This window comes from Methanosarcina barkeri MS, assembly GCF_000970025.1.
Taxonomy (GTDB): Archaea; Halobacteriota; Methanosarcinia; order Methanosarcinales; family Methanosarcinaceae; genus Methanosarcina; species Methanosarcina barkeri.
The window spans coordinates 709397-727088 of the sequence record NZ_CP009528.1; the positions used below are offsets into that span (position 1 = coordinate 709397).

A 17692-nucleotide genomic window follows, 5' to 3' on the forward strand; every position below is an offset into this window, starting at 1 on the left:
CTGCGGCTTTATCTGTGTATGCCTAGCAAAAGAATAATCCTAACAATAACGATTCTATTACGATGGCAGATATTTCTCCATGTTCAGAAAAGAAAATAATGATGCTTGTTTTGTGTCAATTTCTTCCGCAATAATTTTGCTTTTTTTGGATAATTCCATTTTCACTTAAAATACCGTGACTTTTTTCAATCGTTTTCAGAAGTGCATTAGGAATAAGAGTATATCCGAAATGAGTGTATCCGAGTACTTTTTCCTGAAAACAAGACAAACAGAAACTCCCTAACAGATCGAGAAATTTAAATACTTTTAAGAATTCGGACTTTCTTAAAATATGGACGTTGTTTAAATGATATCAGTACCTGAAGCACAGGAATTTGCCAGAGAATGGATGAGGCCTGAAACTCCATAACATTAACAGAATTCTCGATCATTACAGTGAAGATTTCGAGATGACTACTCCTATGATAGTCCTTGTAATGAATGATCAAACAGGAACCCTCAAAGGTAAGAAGAATGTGAAACCATACTGGGAAAAAGCACTTGAAAGAGTTTTTGATCTTCGGTTTGAGTTGATTGATGTGTTTGTAAGTGTCAATAGCCTGGTAATCTATTATAAAGCAGTTTTAGGAAAACGTGCTGCAGAAATTTTGTTTTTTGGAAAAGATGGTAAGGTTCATAGAAGTATTGCTCATTATAACGAAATTTAATTTTTAAAATTTCAATCTTATTCATTTTACAAATTTATATTAAAGTTAACATAAAATTTTATTAATATATAGAAATATAATATTTTTTATTAACAACACTTTCTTTATATAGAAAAAAACATTTAACATTATTAATCTTTTTTTATTAATCAAAAATTAACTTACTGTGATCCAAGGTGAAATAAATGAAACTTGATGAAACACGAAGAGTTTATTCTCTCATTGGAATTTTAGGAATAACGTTGATGTTTTTTTTAATGCTCGTGAGTATCGCAGGCGCATACCCGTTTGCGTATATTACAAACAGGGGTGGTACTGTTTCTGTAATTGACACAGCAACAAACAAGGTTACAGCCACGATAAACGTAGGATCTGGTCCCCAGGGAGTTGCAGTCAACCCGGCGGGAACAAAGGTATATGTGACAAACTATTATAACAAGACTGTCTCTATAATTGACACAGCTACAAATAAGGTTACGGCCAAGGTAACCGTAGGAGGATATCCTTATGGAGTTGCGGTCAACCCGGATGGAAAAAAGGTATATGTGACGAATATTTATAGTAGAACTGTCTCCGTAATTGACACTGCAACAAACAATGTTACAGCCACAATAAATGGATTCTACAAACCTATTGGAATTGTAGTCAACCCGACAGGAACAAAGGTATATGTGACGAACTATGGAGATAAAACTGTTTCTGTAATCGACGCAGCTACAAATACTGTTACAGCCACGGTGACAGTAGGATCCCGTCCCTGGGGAGTTGCAGTCAACCCGGCTGGAACAAAGGTATATGTGACAAACGATGACGATGGTACTGTTTCTGTAATTGATACTGCAACAAACACGATTAAAGCAACGGTGACAGTAGGATCCAAAACCTATCCCTGGGGAATTGCAGTCAATCCGGATGGAACAAAGGTATATATAACAAGCAGGAAAAGCAAAAATGTCTTTGTAATTGATACAGCTACAAACAAGGTTACGGCCAAGGTAACCGTAGGAAAATATCCTTATGGAGTTGCAGTCAACCCGGCTGGAACAAAGGTATATGTGGCGAACCGTGACAGCACTGTCTCTGTAATTGACACTGCAACAAACAAGGTTACAGCCAGTGTGAAGGTAGGAATATGGCCTATTGCTTTTGGGCAGTTTATATTTACTTTCACACTAGCTCCTTTCGCAGACTTTTCTGCAAAACCTACCGAAGAAAAAGCGCCATTAACAGTTACCTTTACCGACGAAAGTCTGAGATCCCCGACTAAATGGAAATGGAGTTTTGGAGATGGAACAACTTCAACCAAGCAGAATCCAACGCATAAATATTCTAAACTAGGTAGGTATACGGTAACACTGACAGCAACAAATGATAACGGCAGTAACACGGTAACAAAAACAGAATATATAAAAGTGGTAACAAAACCTGTTGCAAACTTTACTAGCAGTGTTACATCAGGGAAAACACCATTAAACGTTAAATTTACTGACGTAAGCACAGGAACACCAACTAAATGGCAATGGGATTTTGGAGACGGATCAAAGTCATTCCTCCAGAATCCAATTCATAAGTACTCCAAGGCAGGAATCTATACTGTTAGCTTAACAGTAAAGAATGCTGCAGGTAGGAATACGGTAACAAAAACAGACTATATAACAGTAATAGCAAGACCTGTTGCTGCATTCTCCGGGTCTCCAACCTCAGGGGCAGTACCATTAAACGTTAAATTTACTGACACCAGCACAGGCTCACCACTAAAATGGAAATGGAGTTTTGGAGATGGAGCAACTTCAACCCAGCAGAGTCCAAGGCATAAATATTCCAAAGTAGGTAGGTATACGGTGACACTGACAGCAATAAATGGCAACGGCAGTGACATGCTAACAAAAACAGACTATATAACAGTAATAGCAAGACCTGTTGCAAATTTCACCAGCAGTGTTACATCTGGAAAAACACCATTTAATGTTGTCTTTACTGACACCAGCACAGGAATACCTGCTGAATGGCAATGGGATTTTGGAGACGGATCAAAGTCATTCCTCCAGAATCCTATTCATAAGTACTCCAAGGCAGGAATCTATACTGTTAGCTTAACAGTAAAGAATGCTGCAGGTAGGAATACGGTAACAAAAACAGACTATATAACAGTAATAGCAAGACCTGTTGCTGCATTCTCCGGGTCTCCAACCTCAGGAGCAGTACCATTAAACGTTAAATTTACTGACAAAAGTACCGGAACACCCACGAAATGGAAATGGACTTTTGGAGATGGAACATCGTCCACAATCCGGAATCCAATTCATAAGTATTCCAAAGTCGGGAGGTATACAGTGGCACTGACAGCAACAAATGCTGCAGGCATTAACACGATAACAAAAACAGATTATATAAAAGTGACAACATAATACATAATCAGGAATAGAACCTAAAAACCTCAAATTAAAAAAAGAGAAAAATTCAGGCTAAAGGGCATGTGGCTCATTGATAAATCTGGCAAAACAGCTCTTTAGCCACGTTGACCGGAGTTGAAAGCTAGCTTTGTTTTGAGGTTTTCATATCTAGAGGTACTACTATTTTCTACTTTTTGCTTTAGTATTAATCTCTACAACGGGGGTACATAGCCTATAAAGTAGTCTCATCGGGAAACCATAATGATGCTCGCCGATCAGAGGTCATATAATTTCTTTCCAACGTTATATCCAGCGCCGTACCCGTCTCTAAACCCATTAAAGTATCCTCCATTGTATCCGGAATCTGGCCCGTAGTAGATCATGAGGAACATGCGCGGACTTTTACCGGTTAAGCCGTCTGTAAACCCGGTACTGTATCCTTTTGAGTATCCTTCCCAGTAGCCGCGAGTATAGCTGTCATCACTGTTTTCTGTATATTTTACAGATGTAGCTGCGCTTACGGATGAAGCAGTCAGCGAAAATACAAAAAGGACTAACAGAAGAATGCTTAGTGTCTTTCTTATTCTTTCAGATATTTGTTTTCCCATTCTTTACCCTCCAACTCTTTTTAGTTTAATCCGGATTTTGTGGTCATTCATTATACTACAATTGGCGTTTTAAATCTCTGAATATAGCGTTCACAGCAATTTTTTAAGATGCCTCGGTTAGATTAGTCCTACCTTGAGATTAATAAACCTACATTTCGATCGCTGCTCAACTTATATTCATATACCTGGGTTATATATAAGAAGAATAGAAAAAATCATTCTTAACTCTACTTATTATGGAAAAATAGGGCAATAAAAGTTTAAATAACTCAAAAAAAGGAGAATCGGTCGTTCAATATCACAGAAGCACTGTTGAGTCATGCTGTTGAGCCGATGGTTATGAAACTCTTTTACTTACCGATATGGGTTAGAAAGGAATAGACGAAATAGTATAATAGCGATGGAAGAATATAATAATTGAAAGCAATATCATTTTAATTTAAAACGGGTAAAAGTAAGGGGGATTAAGGTTGATGATAGGGGTCAGTGAAATAATAATTGCGGTTATTATTATAATAGCTATTATATTCCTGATATTGACTTTTAAACGGCTTCGTGAATTAAAATGGAAATGAGAATATAAGTTAAATCTTCTGTGAAGATATCTATTGTAGTTCATCTTCAATTTTTATATAAGTATTACGAAAATATGGTTACTTCTATCTGCAGAACCGCATGCGTAACTATTTAGCCTATATAAAGCAGAATCAATAGATATCTTCATTAAAATTCAATAGACATATTTTTGTAACTTGATTTTCTTAAATTGTTGGCGATTGACTGTGTTTCTTCATTTTTCAGAGGTTATTTTTCGGATTCCTCGTTTTCACTATAATCAATATCAATAGACATGTTTTGATAGGCTGAATAGTTGCTCACATACTTACTTTGACAGGTTGAATAGTTAACCACATACTTACTTTGACAGGTTGAATAGTTAACCACGTACTTACTTTTTTGGCTAAGCATAAAGCAGTTATAAGGAGGTTGCAATCTTTCTAAAACCACAGACCATACGAAGTTATATTTTGCGTTCTTTTAGGCTTTACGAAACAGTTTTTTCTTAATTTTTCGCCTGGCGCTGCCTGACATCTGTTTAAGAATAATAGGTGTGGGTGTATTTTTTCCCGCAGGAGAAACTTTTCCTTCTCGGATGGCTTCCAGCACGGCGTCGAGGGTATTTTCCGAGGCATTGATTTCGGTGTATGCTTGGCCTACCATTTCTGGAACATGGGAATCGCTTCCTGCAACTTCCGGAATTCCAAGCCTCTTTGCCTCGGTTGCAGCTTTCCGGTTGGCTCCATTAAAAAGGCAGCGGGAGTTAAAAACCTCAACGGCATCAACGTCAAGTCCTTCAAAACTTCCTATCCCGTGGGAACTGCGCTTGAAGGGGTGAGGGATAATAACCGTGCCTCCGAGTTTCCTGGCTATCTCAATCGTTTCTTCCGGACTCAGATGAGGCTTGATATTCTGGCTGACTCCGAGAACAAGGATATGCCCCTTCGAAGAACTAACCTCAACCCCGGGAATGACCGTAAGCTCAAAGCCAAGTTCCAGGGCTCTTTTTTTACAGGCAAGCCCGCCTTCCACAGTGTCGTGGTCACAGATAGCAAATCCGTCAAGTCCCCTTTTACTTGCGGTTTTAAGGATGTCGTCATGGCTTGATTTGCTATCTTTTGAATACTCGGAATGTACATGCAGATCGAATTTCATACTTAACAGAAGAATGAGAAATGAATTTATATAAATTTTGAAACGAGAGTCCATTGGCATCCAGGTTTATTACTGACCGCAAAAAAGTTCGTTTATTTACAAACAAGCGATGTCTTAAAAATAGGATGAAAATTCTGGAGGAACTGCGAACGGGCAAAAACATAGTAAAAATCTGGTTTTAGGGGTGTAGTTTAGGATATTAGGAGGGTCTGATGTTTTCAGTAGACACCCGTTCGCATGTAAACAAACAACTTCTGGATATAAGTACCTTTCGTGGATATACGAACAGTATTCAGACCATACAAAAAACTCCCTGAGAAAAAGATATTGGAAAACGCTCTGTCAATATTCCAGTAGTTTTTATAAAATTCAAAAAGCTTTCTATTCTTCTGAAAAGCTCGGGAGTGATACATATCCTCAGGTACAAACTTTAAAAAAATTTGGCCCAAACTTTTTCAAAAAAAAGTTTGGATCAAAAATCCAGTTGTTTAAGAAACGTTTAATAAAGATCACTCACTTGTTTGAGCTTCCTGAGGTTCAAGGAGAGCATGTGCTCGGTTAATTATCTCTGTTCTTGCTTCATAATCCAGAAGTATCCGCTCTCCGAACTCTACTCTGTGTACGATTCCTTCTTCATACAGCCATGAGAGCATTGACATCCCTTTTTCCGAATTGGGAAGGGAAAGAGAGCAAAAACACCAGGGAGGTAGATGCTTTATTATTTCTTCTTTTAGTGCAGTCATTCCGGTGCCCTTTTTTGCGGAAACAAAGACCGGGTTAGGGGCCATATAACCTATTTGCTCCATAATGACGTCAAGTTTGGATTCATCAACCAGATCGGCTTTATTAAGTACGGTAATTATAGGAACTCCCTGTATTCGGTCCCAGAGGGTATCGTGAGATGTCGAAAGTTTCTGCAAGATCGTTTCGGGTTTTTCGCTTGCATCCACTACTAGGAGTATAAGGTCCGAGAGAAAAATCTCGTCAAGGGTGGACTTGAAGGCGTCAACCAGCCAGTGAGGAAGATCCTCTATAAACCCCACGGTATCGGTCAAAAGAGCTTTTCGTCCACCTAGGTCCAGAGCTCTGGTCATGGGCACAAGTGTTGTAAAAAGCATGTTCTTTGCCTCAACACTTTCATCTACAATTGCATTGAAAAGCGTGCTTTTCCCGGCGTTTGTATATCCTGCAAGGGAAATCAAGGAAAAGCCTTTCCTGTGCCTTAAAGCCCGTAAAGATTCATCATCTTTTTCTGCAGATTCAAGTTCATTACGAATCCTTGTTATCCTCTTCTTCAGGTCCTGTTCATAAGAATCTTCGTAGTCTCCGAGCCCCATGAAACCTGCCCTTTCCTCCTTTTTAAGGAGAGACACAACAGCTCTTACCCTTGGTACTTCATATCTCAGTCTTGCCAGTTCGACCTGGAGTTTTGAGCGGTGGGTAGTTGCCCTTTTTGCAAAGATCTCAAGGATGAGCTGGAATTTATCGATAATCTGGCATCTGCAGATTTCTGAGATATTGAATAGCTGAGTTGTAGAGAGCCTGTTATAGAAAATTACTTTCTCTACACCCGTACTCCTGACAAGTTCGGCAAGTTCCTCTATTTTCCCCCGGCCAAGCTGGTACTTCGAATCAGGATACCTGGTTTGCTTAAGCTCACCAACTGGCAGATAACCTGCAGCTTTTGCAAGCTCTCTGAGTTCCTGTAAGAGGTATTCTTCACGTTCAGGGTCCGAATTGGGAATTGTTCTTTTAACGAGAATTACTCTGTTACCGTTGCTGGATCCGCTATAGGATTTCTGTTCAGCTGAAATTTTCATGCCTCGATTTCAAGTTCTTTTATCAATAGGTTACGGGCGCTCAGGGAAACGTGGTGCACGAGTTCAATCGACATTCTCTCGGCAATTGATTCCTGATACTTAAAAGCCCTGGAAAACATACTTTCGGTCACCCATTTGGGTTTATTATACATATCCCCCTTTTCTGCCACAATCGTACCCTCAAAAGAAAGTTGGTCAGCCGTATCTTCGATTAACTGCACAACGTCCAGCAGGCTGGGAGCTCTTTTTTGCCAGAGGGGAAGGATTTTGATCTGCTTGATTTTTTCAATATGGCTAGCCGAAACCGTAAGCGCTGCGGCTGCACATACCATATAATACCCTCCTTTAATCCTGTGCCTGCCAGAGATGTCTACTGCAATAATATCCCACATATACTCTACCCTCGGCTGAAGATCTGCTTTTCATAAAATTAAGAAACGTTAAGCTCAGGGAAAAACTCCTTCGGTCAAGTCTGAACTAACACTCGAATAAACATCCGAATATTTACATCTTCGTCCGGCTGATATCTAGGTACTCGATTTCCTCACCTTTCTCAACTGCAAAAAGCATTTTTTTCCTGACGCTGTTTGCAAGCCTGACAGCTCCAGACATAACTGAAAGCCTGAACTCAAAATCCGCAGGGATGGCATTTACAAGGTATTCCGAATGAGGAATTTTCTCTATTGACTCTACCTTTCGGTATACCCTGAAATTTGTCCCGAATTTAAAACCGGTTTTGACCACATGCCCCGAATCCCTGAGATTTTTATATGCACTGTACTTTCTCAGGAAAAAGCTTTCAATCTCCGAGGCTTTCTCGACAAATTCGTCAAATGAAAACACTTTACCTTTCCTGTCCCGAACCGTTATTATGCCTCTGGAAAAGAGGTAAAGTGATTCGACCAGGGAAAGCTGCAACCTCTCGGAGTCCAGCATTTTTCCGTAAAAGCCACTTTTATAGAGAGTTTCCGAAGCCTGAGAATCCCAGGCTATTACCCTGTCTTCTAGGAAAGTGGCATCGGTTTTGATGGCAGGATATGGCTCAGGCATTTCTCCTTTGGGAACTGCGGTTTTAACCTCATAGAAGGTAAGGTCACTTTCTTCATCCACCACAGCAAGGATAAACTGCTTATGCACGTTCTCTGCCGAGGTAACTGAGTCCTGAAGAAGTTTTACAGGAAGGAGCTGTCTTTCAGACTGGACATGAACAAAAATATTTGCTGCATTTTTACCCGGGTGGCTGCCTCTGGGATACACCCGGAAATCTGCAGCTGATGGCTGGACATAGTACCCTCTTTCTTTAAGGTCCTTATAAACTATATATTTCAGCTCAAAATTCGGCTGCCTCAAAGAGGCCTGTTCGAAAAAGGTTCTAAAATCGAGCAGTGTGCCTTCAAGTTCGATCTCGAGTTTTCCTCTGGACAGAAGAAAAGCAGCTTCTACAAGCGAGAGTTCAAGCCCTTCGCCTTTAGGACGCCCGAAGTAACCAGTTTTATAAAGTTCGGCTACCGCTTCCTTTCCGGCAAGGACCCGGTCTCCTTTAAGTTGTGTTTTCAATAGATTCACCTGAAAAGAAAATGAAATGAAAATAAGTTCTTTACCAGTCTGGTTTGCTGTAGTTTAATTTGATATAGCGTAATTTCTCTTGATCTAGGTTCTCATAAAACAATTTGCTATTAAAATAATTTATTGTTAAAATAATTTATTATTAAAATAATTTATTATTAAAATAATTTGTTACAATCAGTTTGTCTTGATTGATCTGTTGTAATCTACTCTATTGTAATCTAATCTGTTGTAATTTACTCTATTGTAGTCTACTATTGTAATCTAAATTGTTATAATCGATTAATATAATATTGCTTGGTAGTGTTTGCATACACTAAGAACGGAGCCTTCCCACATTACGGAAGAACCCTGGACTCCATGAAATTTCTTGCAGCTTCTACAAGTGAGCTTGCAAACTCTCTGTACGCAACTCCGTGCAGGTGGGCATATGAACCCAGGGTATTTCCAGAAATAAGCCCATCCATGCCGTTCTTTATGCCTGTACCTCTTGACAGAGTTATTGCAAATTCAGCGTCCTCAGGAATTTCCCTTATTTCAGAATGGTGGAATTCGTGTCCCTTGAAACTGTTGTCTTTTTTCCCGAGAAGGCAGTCCTTATTAAGGGTCCCGATATTGTAGCTGACCACTCTTGTTTGTCCCATAATAGTATGCCCTGGTAGGGCTCCGACCATTGAATATGTAGATTCTGGCATTGAGGTATTGTGATAGGTACCTTTTCCGGGAACGCCTGTGCTTATTTTTTCCGTAAGGTACATAAGCCCTCCACACTCGGCATAAATAGGCATGCCTGCAGCAGATGCTTTTTTGATATCCTGGCGCATGGACTCGTTAGCTTCAAGTTCGGCTGCAAAGAGTTCGGGATAACCTCCTCCTATATAGAGCCCGTCAACTTCCGGAAGTGAGGTGTCTTTAACAGGGCTAAAGTAAACAATTTCTGCGCCTGCAAGATTCAGGAGATCAATGTTATCGTGATAGTAGAAGTTGAAAGCCTCATCAAGGGCAACCCCTATCTTTGGCCTGGGTGCTCCAGAATCGGAGACTGAAGAAAAAACGCTATTATCAGGGCTTTTAAGGGGCTTTGCGCTTTTTGCGATTTTCATAAAGCGGTCTACGTCAATTCCTTTATTGATGATTTCTTCAATGCCTTGAAGGCGGGCTTCAAAGTCTCCATCCCCAAGCCGTCTCCGGCCTTCGAGAGCTGGCATAAGCCCGAGATGGCGCATGGAAATCTGCATCGCGTGGTCTCTCGGAACAATTCCTATAACCGGAATGCCTGTATAGTGTTCGATTGCTTCTTTTGCTTTTTCGGCATGGCGGCGGCTTCCTATGTTATTAAGGATAACTCCTGTAATTTCCACATCAGGGTCGAAGTTCCTGTATCCGTTTATAAGGGCAGCACTCGAACGGGTAATACTTCGGGCATTGATTACAAAGATTACAGGGCAGTTAAGGATCTTTGCGATCTGGGCAGTGCTTCCAAGGTCGCTTAAGCTTTCAAAACCTTCATAAAGCCCGCGAACTCCTTCAATAATCGCAATATCCGCCTTCTCGCCGGCCTCGCAGGCATGAGTATAGACATCCAGAATCCCGTTTTCATCCATGAGGTAGCCGTCAAGGTTCCGGCAGAACCTGCCAGTTATCTCAGTATGATAGCTTGGGTCGATATAATCCAGAGCAACCTTAAAGGGCTGTACTTTGTATCCCCTTGAAACGAGAGCAGCCATCAGGCCCATGGAAATTGTAGTCTTGCCTGAGGAAGAACGGTCTGCGGAAATGAGAATCCTGGGAATATTCCTTGCTGCGGATTGCTTGTCATTAATCATTTTTTCGATACCCCTTTGTGTTTATTCACCCTGATGTGTTTATTCAACTATTGATACTCTAATTTATTTTGTCAATTCCCTCAGCCGTTCATCACTCAGGGAATCGGCTGTAACTTTTTTTTCGTTTTCAAGGATTGCTTTCCCAAGCTTGCGATAGATCTGCGCAATATCAGATTCGGGTGCCTTTTCCATTACCGAGTAACCTTCCCTTTCACAGTCCTGAACTACCTGCCTCTTCGGGATAAAAGCCATAAGCTGGCTGCCGATTTCCTCGGAAAACTTCGAAACTATTTCCTCTTCCCTGCTTACATTTCTGGAATTGCAGATTACCCCGCTAAGCGGCATTCCTATCTTCGATAAGCCTTTGCAGATATTATTTGCTGCATAAAGGGGCATGTACTCTCCTGAAGTCAGGACATAAGCCTCATTTACGAACCCTTTTCTTACAGGGGCAACAAATCCTCCGCAGACGATGTCTCCTGGTACATCGTAAATGATAAAATCCTGTTCTTTTAAGAGATTTCCTGAAATGCTCTTCAATTTCTGGATGGCAACAATGATTCCTCGCCCTGCACACCCTATGCCTGGTTCGGGACCGCCTGCTTCCACGCATTTGACGCCTGCATATCCCTCAAAGACCACATCTTCTTTTTTTATGTCCACACCCTCACGCAGGAGATCAAGAATGGTTGGAATTCTCCTGCCTCTTAGAAGGGTGATTGATGAGTCACTTTTAGGATCGCAGCCTATAATCATGACTTTCTTTCCTGCCTCGGCGCAGGCAGCGGCAATGTTTGAAGCGGTACTCGATTTGCCTATGCCGCCTTTCCCGTAGATCGCTATGATCTTCTGGTTTTTCAAAGGATCTTCCTCCTGATTTTATCCTGGCTCTTCTTGCTCAGGCTTCCTTTGCAACTTCCCTTAAGGTAGCCCCAAACTCAGATTCCACAATCCCACTGACTCCCAGTGTTTTCGGGTGGAGGTCGATTTCAACCAGCACATACTCATGCCCCATCTCTTTTAAAGGCAGGACCTGTCTCGGGCCGTTAGTTATCGAAATCAGTTCCATGTTCTTTATGTTCTCCATAGGGATTGCATGTGGAACACCCGAAATGACTGCAAAATCAAAGTCACTGTATTTTTCTTTTATTAATTTGCTGACCTTTTCGCCTGCAATAGGGTACTCGTCCATGCCACCAATGATTTCATGTACCTCAATCCCATGTGCTTTGAGATCTCTCGTTATATACTTGGCATGCTGCCTGACTCTGGGAAGTCCGAGCTCCGGGTCGATATTTGCCATATTGATAAGATTTTCTTTTTTCCCGAGAGCTTCTGCAACCTCATTGACTGCAAGGGTAATGTCTGCAAACATGTAGCCGGTTTCTTTTTTGGCATTCATGATGACAAGGCCCCTCTTGTCTTCCTTGAGGAGTTGAATTACACGCTGTGCGGCTTTGTATTTGACATCCCCACGGGAGGGAGCAAGGTATTCCCTGCTTGCAGCTCCATGCTTTTTTTCTACTTCTGTAGCTTTTTCAAGGAGATATTTCTGACGCTCGAACTCTTTGTGATCAATAATTCCTGCATCGAGTGCGGATTCCAGGGCAAAGAGTACTCCTTTTGTGTTATCGTGATAGCCTGCGTGCACCTCGACTTCGATTACAGGGACATCAGGATTTGCCTCTAGCACGGCATCATGCATTTCTTCCCCTATAATCATACTGGGGCAGGTTCCTACAATTCCTATAAGTTTAGGATTAAAAAGTTCCACTGACTTGTTGATAAGTTGGACAAGTTTATCATGTCCTCCAAAAACGAAATTGTTCTCATCAAGGCCTGTGGTAACCACATGTATACCGTCTTCTTCGAGCAGCCTTGCATGTTTAAAGGAACACCCTGGAGGCCCATGCAGGATAGCGACATCAACATTTAAGTCTCTTAGAGTGTAAAGAGCCGCAACTATGGAACTTGGGCGGGGATGAATGATTGAAATCTCTTTTTCAGCCATAACAAATCCTCTTGTTTAGATAATAGTGATACTGATAAGAATGATAAAACGCATTTCCCTGAAAACTCCTGTGTCCTCAGGATATGAACTATTACCTGTAAAATGGGATTGGGAAACACGATCAGTTGAAATTAAAGTGAGTACTGGAAACGAATACAGATTGGAAGATCCTGTATAAAACTCTATCATAAAAATATCGGCAAATGCCTGCAGCCTATTGTGGCATGTATCCGGAATAGGCTCGGATCCAAATTTTATATTAAATATTTGTATATTAGAAATTGTTATCCTTAGAAATTGTTATCCTTAGAAATTGTTATCCTTAGAAATTGTTATCCTGAGCAAAAATTCCTGAATAATTCTTGTAATTGCCCGAATTAACCGGAATTTCTGGGAATTCTTCAACAATTCTTCAACAATTCTTCAACAATTCTTCAACAATTCTTCAACAATTCTTCAACAATTCTTCAACAATTCTTCAACAATTCTTCAACAATTCTTCAACAATTCTTCAACAATTCTTCAACAATTCTTCAACAATTCTTCAACAATTCTTCAACAATTCTTCAACAATTCTTCAACAATTCTTCAACAATTCTTCAACAATTCCTTAACTATTTCTCAGTGAAGAACCTCATTATACAGTTATTAAATAATTTTAACGGAAGCATTTTACCGAAGAGAGTATTATATCGTCGCCTCCTGCAAATTCTAAGGCTTTTGAAAGCCCTTCTGGAAGATTCCGTGCATAAAAAATGTTTTTTCCATTTACTGCCTTCATCCTTTCTCCTACCAGGATAACCTGCTTACACTTTGCACCGAACTTTTCTACAAAGCCCTGTACAAGTTCAGGAGGCAACCCTTCACATACCTGAGAGGCTTCTTCTCCCAGCACAAGGATGATATCTTCCTTTTTTTCGTCCTTTCTCTTAAGGAGAGCGTAATCAAGGGCTTTTTCGGCCGAGAGGATATCCATTCCGGAGTTGGAATTGTCTATTAAGGAAATGCCATTCATTTCCTTTTCCTGCATCCTGCCTGAAAGCCCTTTGAATCCTTCAATTGCCGAAATAATAGCTTCAGGTTTAGTTCCAAGTTCAAGGGCGGCTGCCGACGCTGCGACAAAAGCAGTCCTGTAAGCCGAAACATTATATCCCGGACGCAGGGAAGCTGATAAAATTTGCTTTCCCCTGTGCATAAAGCGAATGCCGGAACCTGAAGATGTAGGAGAAGCCTGGTATTTGCTTGAATCGGCTGGCATTGATGAACCTGATAGATCACACGATCCTAGTAAGTCTGAAGGCATTACTAACTCTGAGGATACTGATAAGGCTGAAGTCCCTGGTTCCGTTTCCAGTACAAAGTCAGCTATTTGTCCTGGAGTCTTGGAAAACTGATCATTAAAATGGTCTTTAAAGGTTAAAACCTTTATTTGGTCTTTTTTTGCAGCTTTAAGGGCTTTTTCAGCTCTGGCATTGATTAGAAGAGTACTTCCAGGTTTTGCATTTCTGATAAGCTGGAGTTTTGCTTCGCTTGCAAGGGATGTATTATTTGCAATCCCATAGTCCGGGGAAAGGGTTGTAAGAATTCCCAGGTCAGCAGTGCCTGTGCCTCCTATCGAGATCTCAAAGATAAAAAAATCCGGCCTGAACTCGGCTTCAAAAGTTTTCTCAACGGCAACCAGAATGCTTCCGGGAGTTATGCTCAGGCCTTTGTATATAAGAGAAGAAGCGCCCGCTTTCCAGTATTCAAGTCCCCGTGAAGTGTGCAGTACTACTTCAAACTGCCTGGAGAGCATATCGGCCAGGAGGGATGCTGTACTTGTTTTTGCTTTTACGCCGGTAATCTCGACTGTTTTTATGCCTGAAAGCCTTGAATCACCTTTGAGAATTTCTCCGACAATTTCATGGTGCGAAAGGATGTTTTTTTTCTGCGCCCTGGCTTCTACAAGCATAGGATAGGCAAGATCGAGGTGTACAGGCGCAACAATCAAGTCGAATTCTGATGCAGGAAGAGGAGTTTTTGAGCAGTGTATCCCGTACTTCTCCTCAAGCTCAAGCAACGTTTCAGGCTTGACTGTCCTGTATACATCTATTCCGCTTACTTCATTTCCAGCGGCTGCAAGGCTTTTTGCGATAGGAATGCCGCCGTGGGTCAGGTCGAGCACGGCGAACTTCTTCCGATACAGGTCCATGATAAAACCGGACCTTAGGTAAGACTTTAAAGGGATTCCTGAACCCTTTTGAACACAAGGTCGGCGATAAGCTCATCGGCTCCAAGAGGGTTTGCATAGCACAGAGGAACGGCTTTTCCGTCAATTTCCAGGGTACCGCAGCCATTTTCGTCCAGGCTCAGGATCTCGGGGATATCCTTTGTGATATGAACTCCAGAAGCCAGGAAAACCGGTACTGCTGCAATTTTTGTCACGCCTGTGCCAGAAAAGCCTTCGATTGCCTCTCCAAGGGTTGGCTCACTGTTTTCCATAAAGCCGGCTCTGACAACGACATCCGAGTGTTTCCGTGCTATATGATCTGCGATCTGAGTGACTACTTCCTTATTGTAAGGCAGCTTGCTCCCATGGCCTATGGCCAGAATTCCGAGTTTTTCTGTCATTTTTAAAACCTCAATCTCTGTCTGTTCAAGATTAACACAATCATTCGGATTTGTAATAATGAAGAGTTTAACATAGTTAGGATTTATATGATATAATTCTTTTGAGAAAATTCTTTTGAGAAATAACAGCGGGAGAAAGTTTTGATAGATCTGAGCGCAATCAACAGTTCTAGTAAATTTGTAACATAATTGTCTGTAACATAATTGTCTACATTTATCTGGTTTATTTCAGGTTTTTGTTTTCAAATTTGATATACGCTATTTTGTCCTTGGCTAAAGTTGTTATTTTGGACGAATTTCCATTACTGCTTCAGATATCTTTCTCCAGCGCAACTTTAGTTTCTTACTATTAAACATAATTTTATTATTTCGTATTAAATCATAATAGATTTATGTTATTAATATTTATAGGTTTTAACATCTAAATTTGCTTTTATTTGGGTAGATAATATGATAGACAACAACTATAGTCGTACTGAAGGTTTTTGGAGTTATATCCGTAACCTAGCTACTCGTTATCAGGATTTTTTACTTGACCCCGGAACATTGTTTACTGTGGCAAGCGGGGTCTTGCTCATAATAGCGATAGCTGTTTATCCGCAAAACATGCTGTCAGAAAATAGCATGGGTGAAGGCAACTGGTTATATCTATTATCCGCATTGGTTGGATCATCGTTTATATGGTGGTCTGCTTACCAGGGGATTAAAGAAAGGGACTTTACTGCTGATATTCCGGTTACTATCGCAACAATTGCTGCTATTGCTATCGGGCAGTATTCGGCTGCTGCAGTCGTAGCTGTACTTTTGCTTCTGGGTGGTATGCTTGAGGAACTTGTCTCTGCGAGAGCAGGAAAAGCACTCGAATCTCTGGCGAAACTATTGCCTGATAGAGTCACAGTCAGGCGTGAAGGACATGATATTGTAGTGCCTCTTGAGGAAGTTAAGGTAGGGGACACAATCCTTGTTAAGTCGGGAGAACGTATTGCTGTTGACGGAACTGTTATTTCGGGCACTGCTTCGGTAAATCAGGCTGCTATTACCGGAGAGAGCCTGCCAGTTGATAAACAGGAAGAAGATAATGTTTTTGCAGGTACTCTTAATGAAGTAGGTGCAATGGAAGTGCTGGCCACTAAAGTTGGAAGTGAAACAACCATCGGACAAATACATCGCTTGATTGAGGACGCGCAGATTCAAAAGCCAAAGATAGAGAGGCTCTTGAACAACCATGCTAAATTTTATACGCCTACTGCAATCATCTTGGGCGGCTTGCTCTGGTGGTGGAGTGGAGATCTGACACGAGCAATTACTATGCTAATAGTATTCTGTCCATGCGTAATGGTACTTGCTACACCTACGGCACTTGTGGCTTCGGTTGGTAATGCGGCGTTAAGAGGCAATCTTATTAAAAAAGGAGCCACGATAGAATCTATGGCCAGGATAGATACTGTTATTTTTGATAAGACAGGGACACTTACTCACGGTGAACCAAAACTTGCCAGCGTTATAACATTGAACAACAATAAAGATGAAGACTTATTGTTATTGGCTGCAATTGCAGAGAAGTTCAGTGAGCATCCGCTTGGAAAAGCTGTTGTCAAAGCTGCTGAAGAAAAGGGGTTCTTAATACAGGATCCGGAATCATTTGAATCCATATCAGGAACCGGCATAAAGGTTAAAGCTAAAGGAAAAAGCGTCTTTGTAGGTCGTCTGAAGCAAGCTTCTGAATTTAATATATTAATCTCTCATAAAGCTGAAGAAATCATTAAAAAACAATCTCAACTGGGCCGTAATGTAGTCATGATAGGAATTGATAACGAAATCGCAGGGTTGCTAACATTTGAGGATAGAATTAGGCCGGAGTCAAAAAAGTCCATCGAGAACCTTCATAAACTCGGAATAAAGACAATAATGATTACAGGTGACAGCAAAGTAGTTGCAGAACAGGCAGCTAAAATCCTTGGTATAAATGAAATATATGCTGAAGTAATGCCCCAGGAAAAGGTCGAAATTGTGAAACGTCTACAACTTGAAGGTCATAAAATTATCTTTGTGGGTGACGGTGTTAATGATGGTCCGGTACTTGTCACGGCTGATGTAGGAATAGCTATGGGGCTTACAGGAACAGATGTGGCAATAGAGACAGCAGAAGTTGGACTATTATCCGATGACCTTTTAAAAATTCCGTACCTTATAAGCGTATCCAAGAAGGCAATAATCACTATCTGGCAAAATGTTGTATTTTCGCTTAGCGTCCTCTCAATGGCGGTTATATTGACTATACCGGGCATACTTACACCCGTAACAGGGGCATTATTACACGAACTCTCATCAATTCCAGTAATAATGAACTCAGCCAGATTAATTACGTACAGTCCCAAAGACTGAGAATGAACAAAAATTCTCTCAGGGCTATTTCCTGACCTTGCATTAGTAGATGG

Annotated in this window: 13 protein-coding genes; 3 read left to right on the forward strand and 10 right to left on the reverse strand. The window is 40.9% G+C overall.

Features of this window, described 5'->3' with window-relative positions:
* Positions 1–410: 410 nt before the first annotated feature.
* Both MSBRM_RS02995 and MSBRM_RS18670 read left to right on the forward strand, forming a co-directional pair.
* Positions 411–707, forward strand: coding sequence for a nuclear transport factor 2 family protein (locus MSBRM_RS02995; RefSeq protein ID WP_255361909.1), 297 nt, complete (start codon positions 411–413; stop codon positions 705–707).
* A gap of 185 nt (positions 708–892) precedes the next feature.
* Positions 893–3115, forward strand: a complete 2223-nt coding sequence (locus MSBRM_RS18670) for a PKD domain-containing protein (protein ID WP_052712671.1) — start codon at positions 893–895, stop codon at positions 3113–3115.
* Positions 3116–3375: 260 nt separating this feature from the next.
* Here MSBRM_RS18670 and MSBRM_RS03005 read toward each other — a convergent pair whose 3' ends face one another.
* The 10 genes from MSBRM_RS03005 to cfbA form a co-directional block, all read right to left on the reverse strand.
* On the reverse strand, positions 3376–3708 hold the full coding sequence (locus tag MSBRM_RS03005) for a hypothetical protein (protein ID WP_048119945.1): 333 nt from the start codon (positions 3706–3708) through the stop codon (positions 3376–3378).
* 1038 nt (positions 3709–4746) lie between these two features.
* Positions 4747–5421 carry a PHP domain-containing protein gene (locus MSBRM_RS03010; RefSeq protein WP_048123214.1) on the reverse strand — a complete coding sequence of 225 codons (675 nt, stop codon included), beginning with the start codon at positions 5419–5421 and terminating at the stop codon, positions 4747–4749.
* Positions 5422–5930: 509 nt separating this feature from the next.
* The gene (gene hflX, locus MSBRM_RS03015; protein ID WP_048154478.1) at positions 5931–7241 is read right to left on the reverse strand and encodes a GTPase HflX; all 1311 of its coding nucleotides are present in this window, start codon (positions 7239–7241) and stop codon (positions 5931–5933) included.
* Positions 7238–7633 (reverse strand): DUF2209 domain-containing protein, encoded by a 396-nt coding sequence (locus MSBRM_RS03020; protein ID WP_011305387.1) that lies wholly within the window; start codon positions 7631–7633, stop codon positions 7238–7240. The genes hflX and MSBRM_RS03020 overlap by 4 nt, the downstream gene beginning before the upstream one ends.
* Positions 7634–7745: 112 nt before the next feature.
* Positions 7746–8798 (reverse strand): tRNA-intron lyase, encoded by a 1053-nt coding sequence (gene endA / locus MSBRM_RS03025; RefSeq protein WP_048154483.1) that lies wholly within the window; start codon positions 8796–8798, stop codon positions 7746–7748.
* A gap of 347 nt (positions 8799–9145) precedes the next feature.
* Positions 9146–10633, reverse strand: coding sequence for a Ni-sirohydrochlorin a,c-diamide synthase (gene cfbB, locus MSBRM_RS03030; protein ID WP_048119937.1), 1488 nt, complete (start codon positions 10631–10633; stop codon positions 9146–9148).
* Between the two features lie 63 nt (positions 10634–10696).
* Complete coding sequence (gene cfbC / locus MSBRM_RS03035) at positions 10697–11494, reverse strand: Ni-sirohydrochlorin a,c-diamide reductive cyclase ATP-dependent reductase subunit (protein ID WP_048119935.1); 798 nt, start codon at positions 11492–11494, stop codon at positions 10697–10699.
* Positions 11495–11531: 37 nt separating this feature from the next.
* Positions 11532–12644, reverse strand: a complete 1113-nt coding sequence (gene cfbD, locus MSBRM_RS03040) for a Ni-sirohydrochlorin a,c-diamide reductive cyclase catalytic subunit (protein WP_048119934.1) — start codon at positions 12642–12644, stop codon at positions 11532–11534.
* 658 nt (positions 12645–13302) lie between these two features.
* Positions 13303–14835 (reverse strand): coenzyme F430 synthase, encoded by a 1533-nt coding sequence (gene cfbE / locus MSBRM_RS03045; protein ID WP_048154486.1) that lies wholly within the window; start codon positions 14833–14835, stop codon positions 13303–13305.
* A gap of 26 nt (positions 14836–14861) precedes the next feature.
* Positions 14862–15269: a sirohydrochlorin nickelochelatase gene (gene cfbA / locus MSBRM_RS03050; RefSeq protein WP_255361872.1), complete on the reverse strand. Its 408-nt coding sequence runs from the start codon at positions 15267–15269 to the stop codon at positions 14862–14864.
* A 435-nt stretch (positions 15270–15704) separates the two neighbouring features.
* Here cfbA and MSBRM_RS03055 point away from each other — a divergent pair, with 435 nt between their 5' ends.
* Positions 15705–17639 carry a heavy metal translocating P-type ATPase gene (locus MSBRM_RS03055; RefSeq protein WP_048119927.1) on the forward strand — a complete coding sequence of 645 codons (1935 nt, stop codon included), beginning with the start codon at positions 15705–15707 and terminating at the stop codon, positions 17637–17639.
* Positions 17640–17692: the final 53 nt, after the last annotated feature.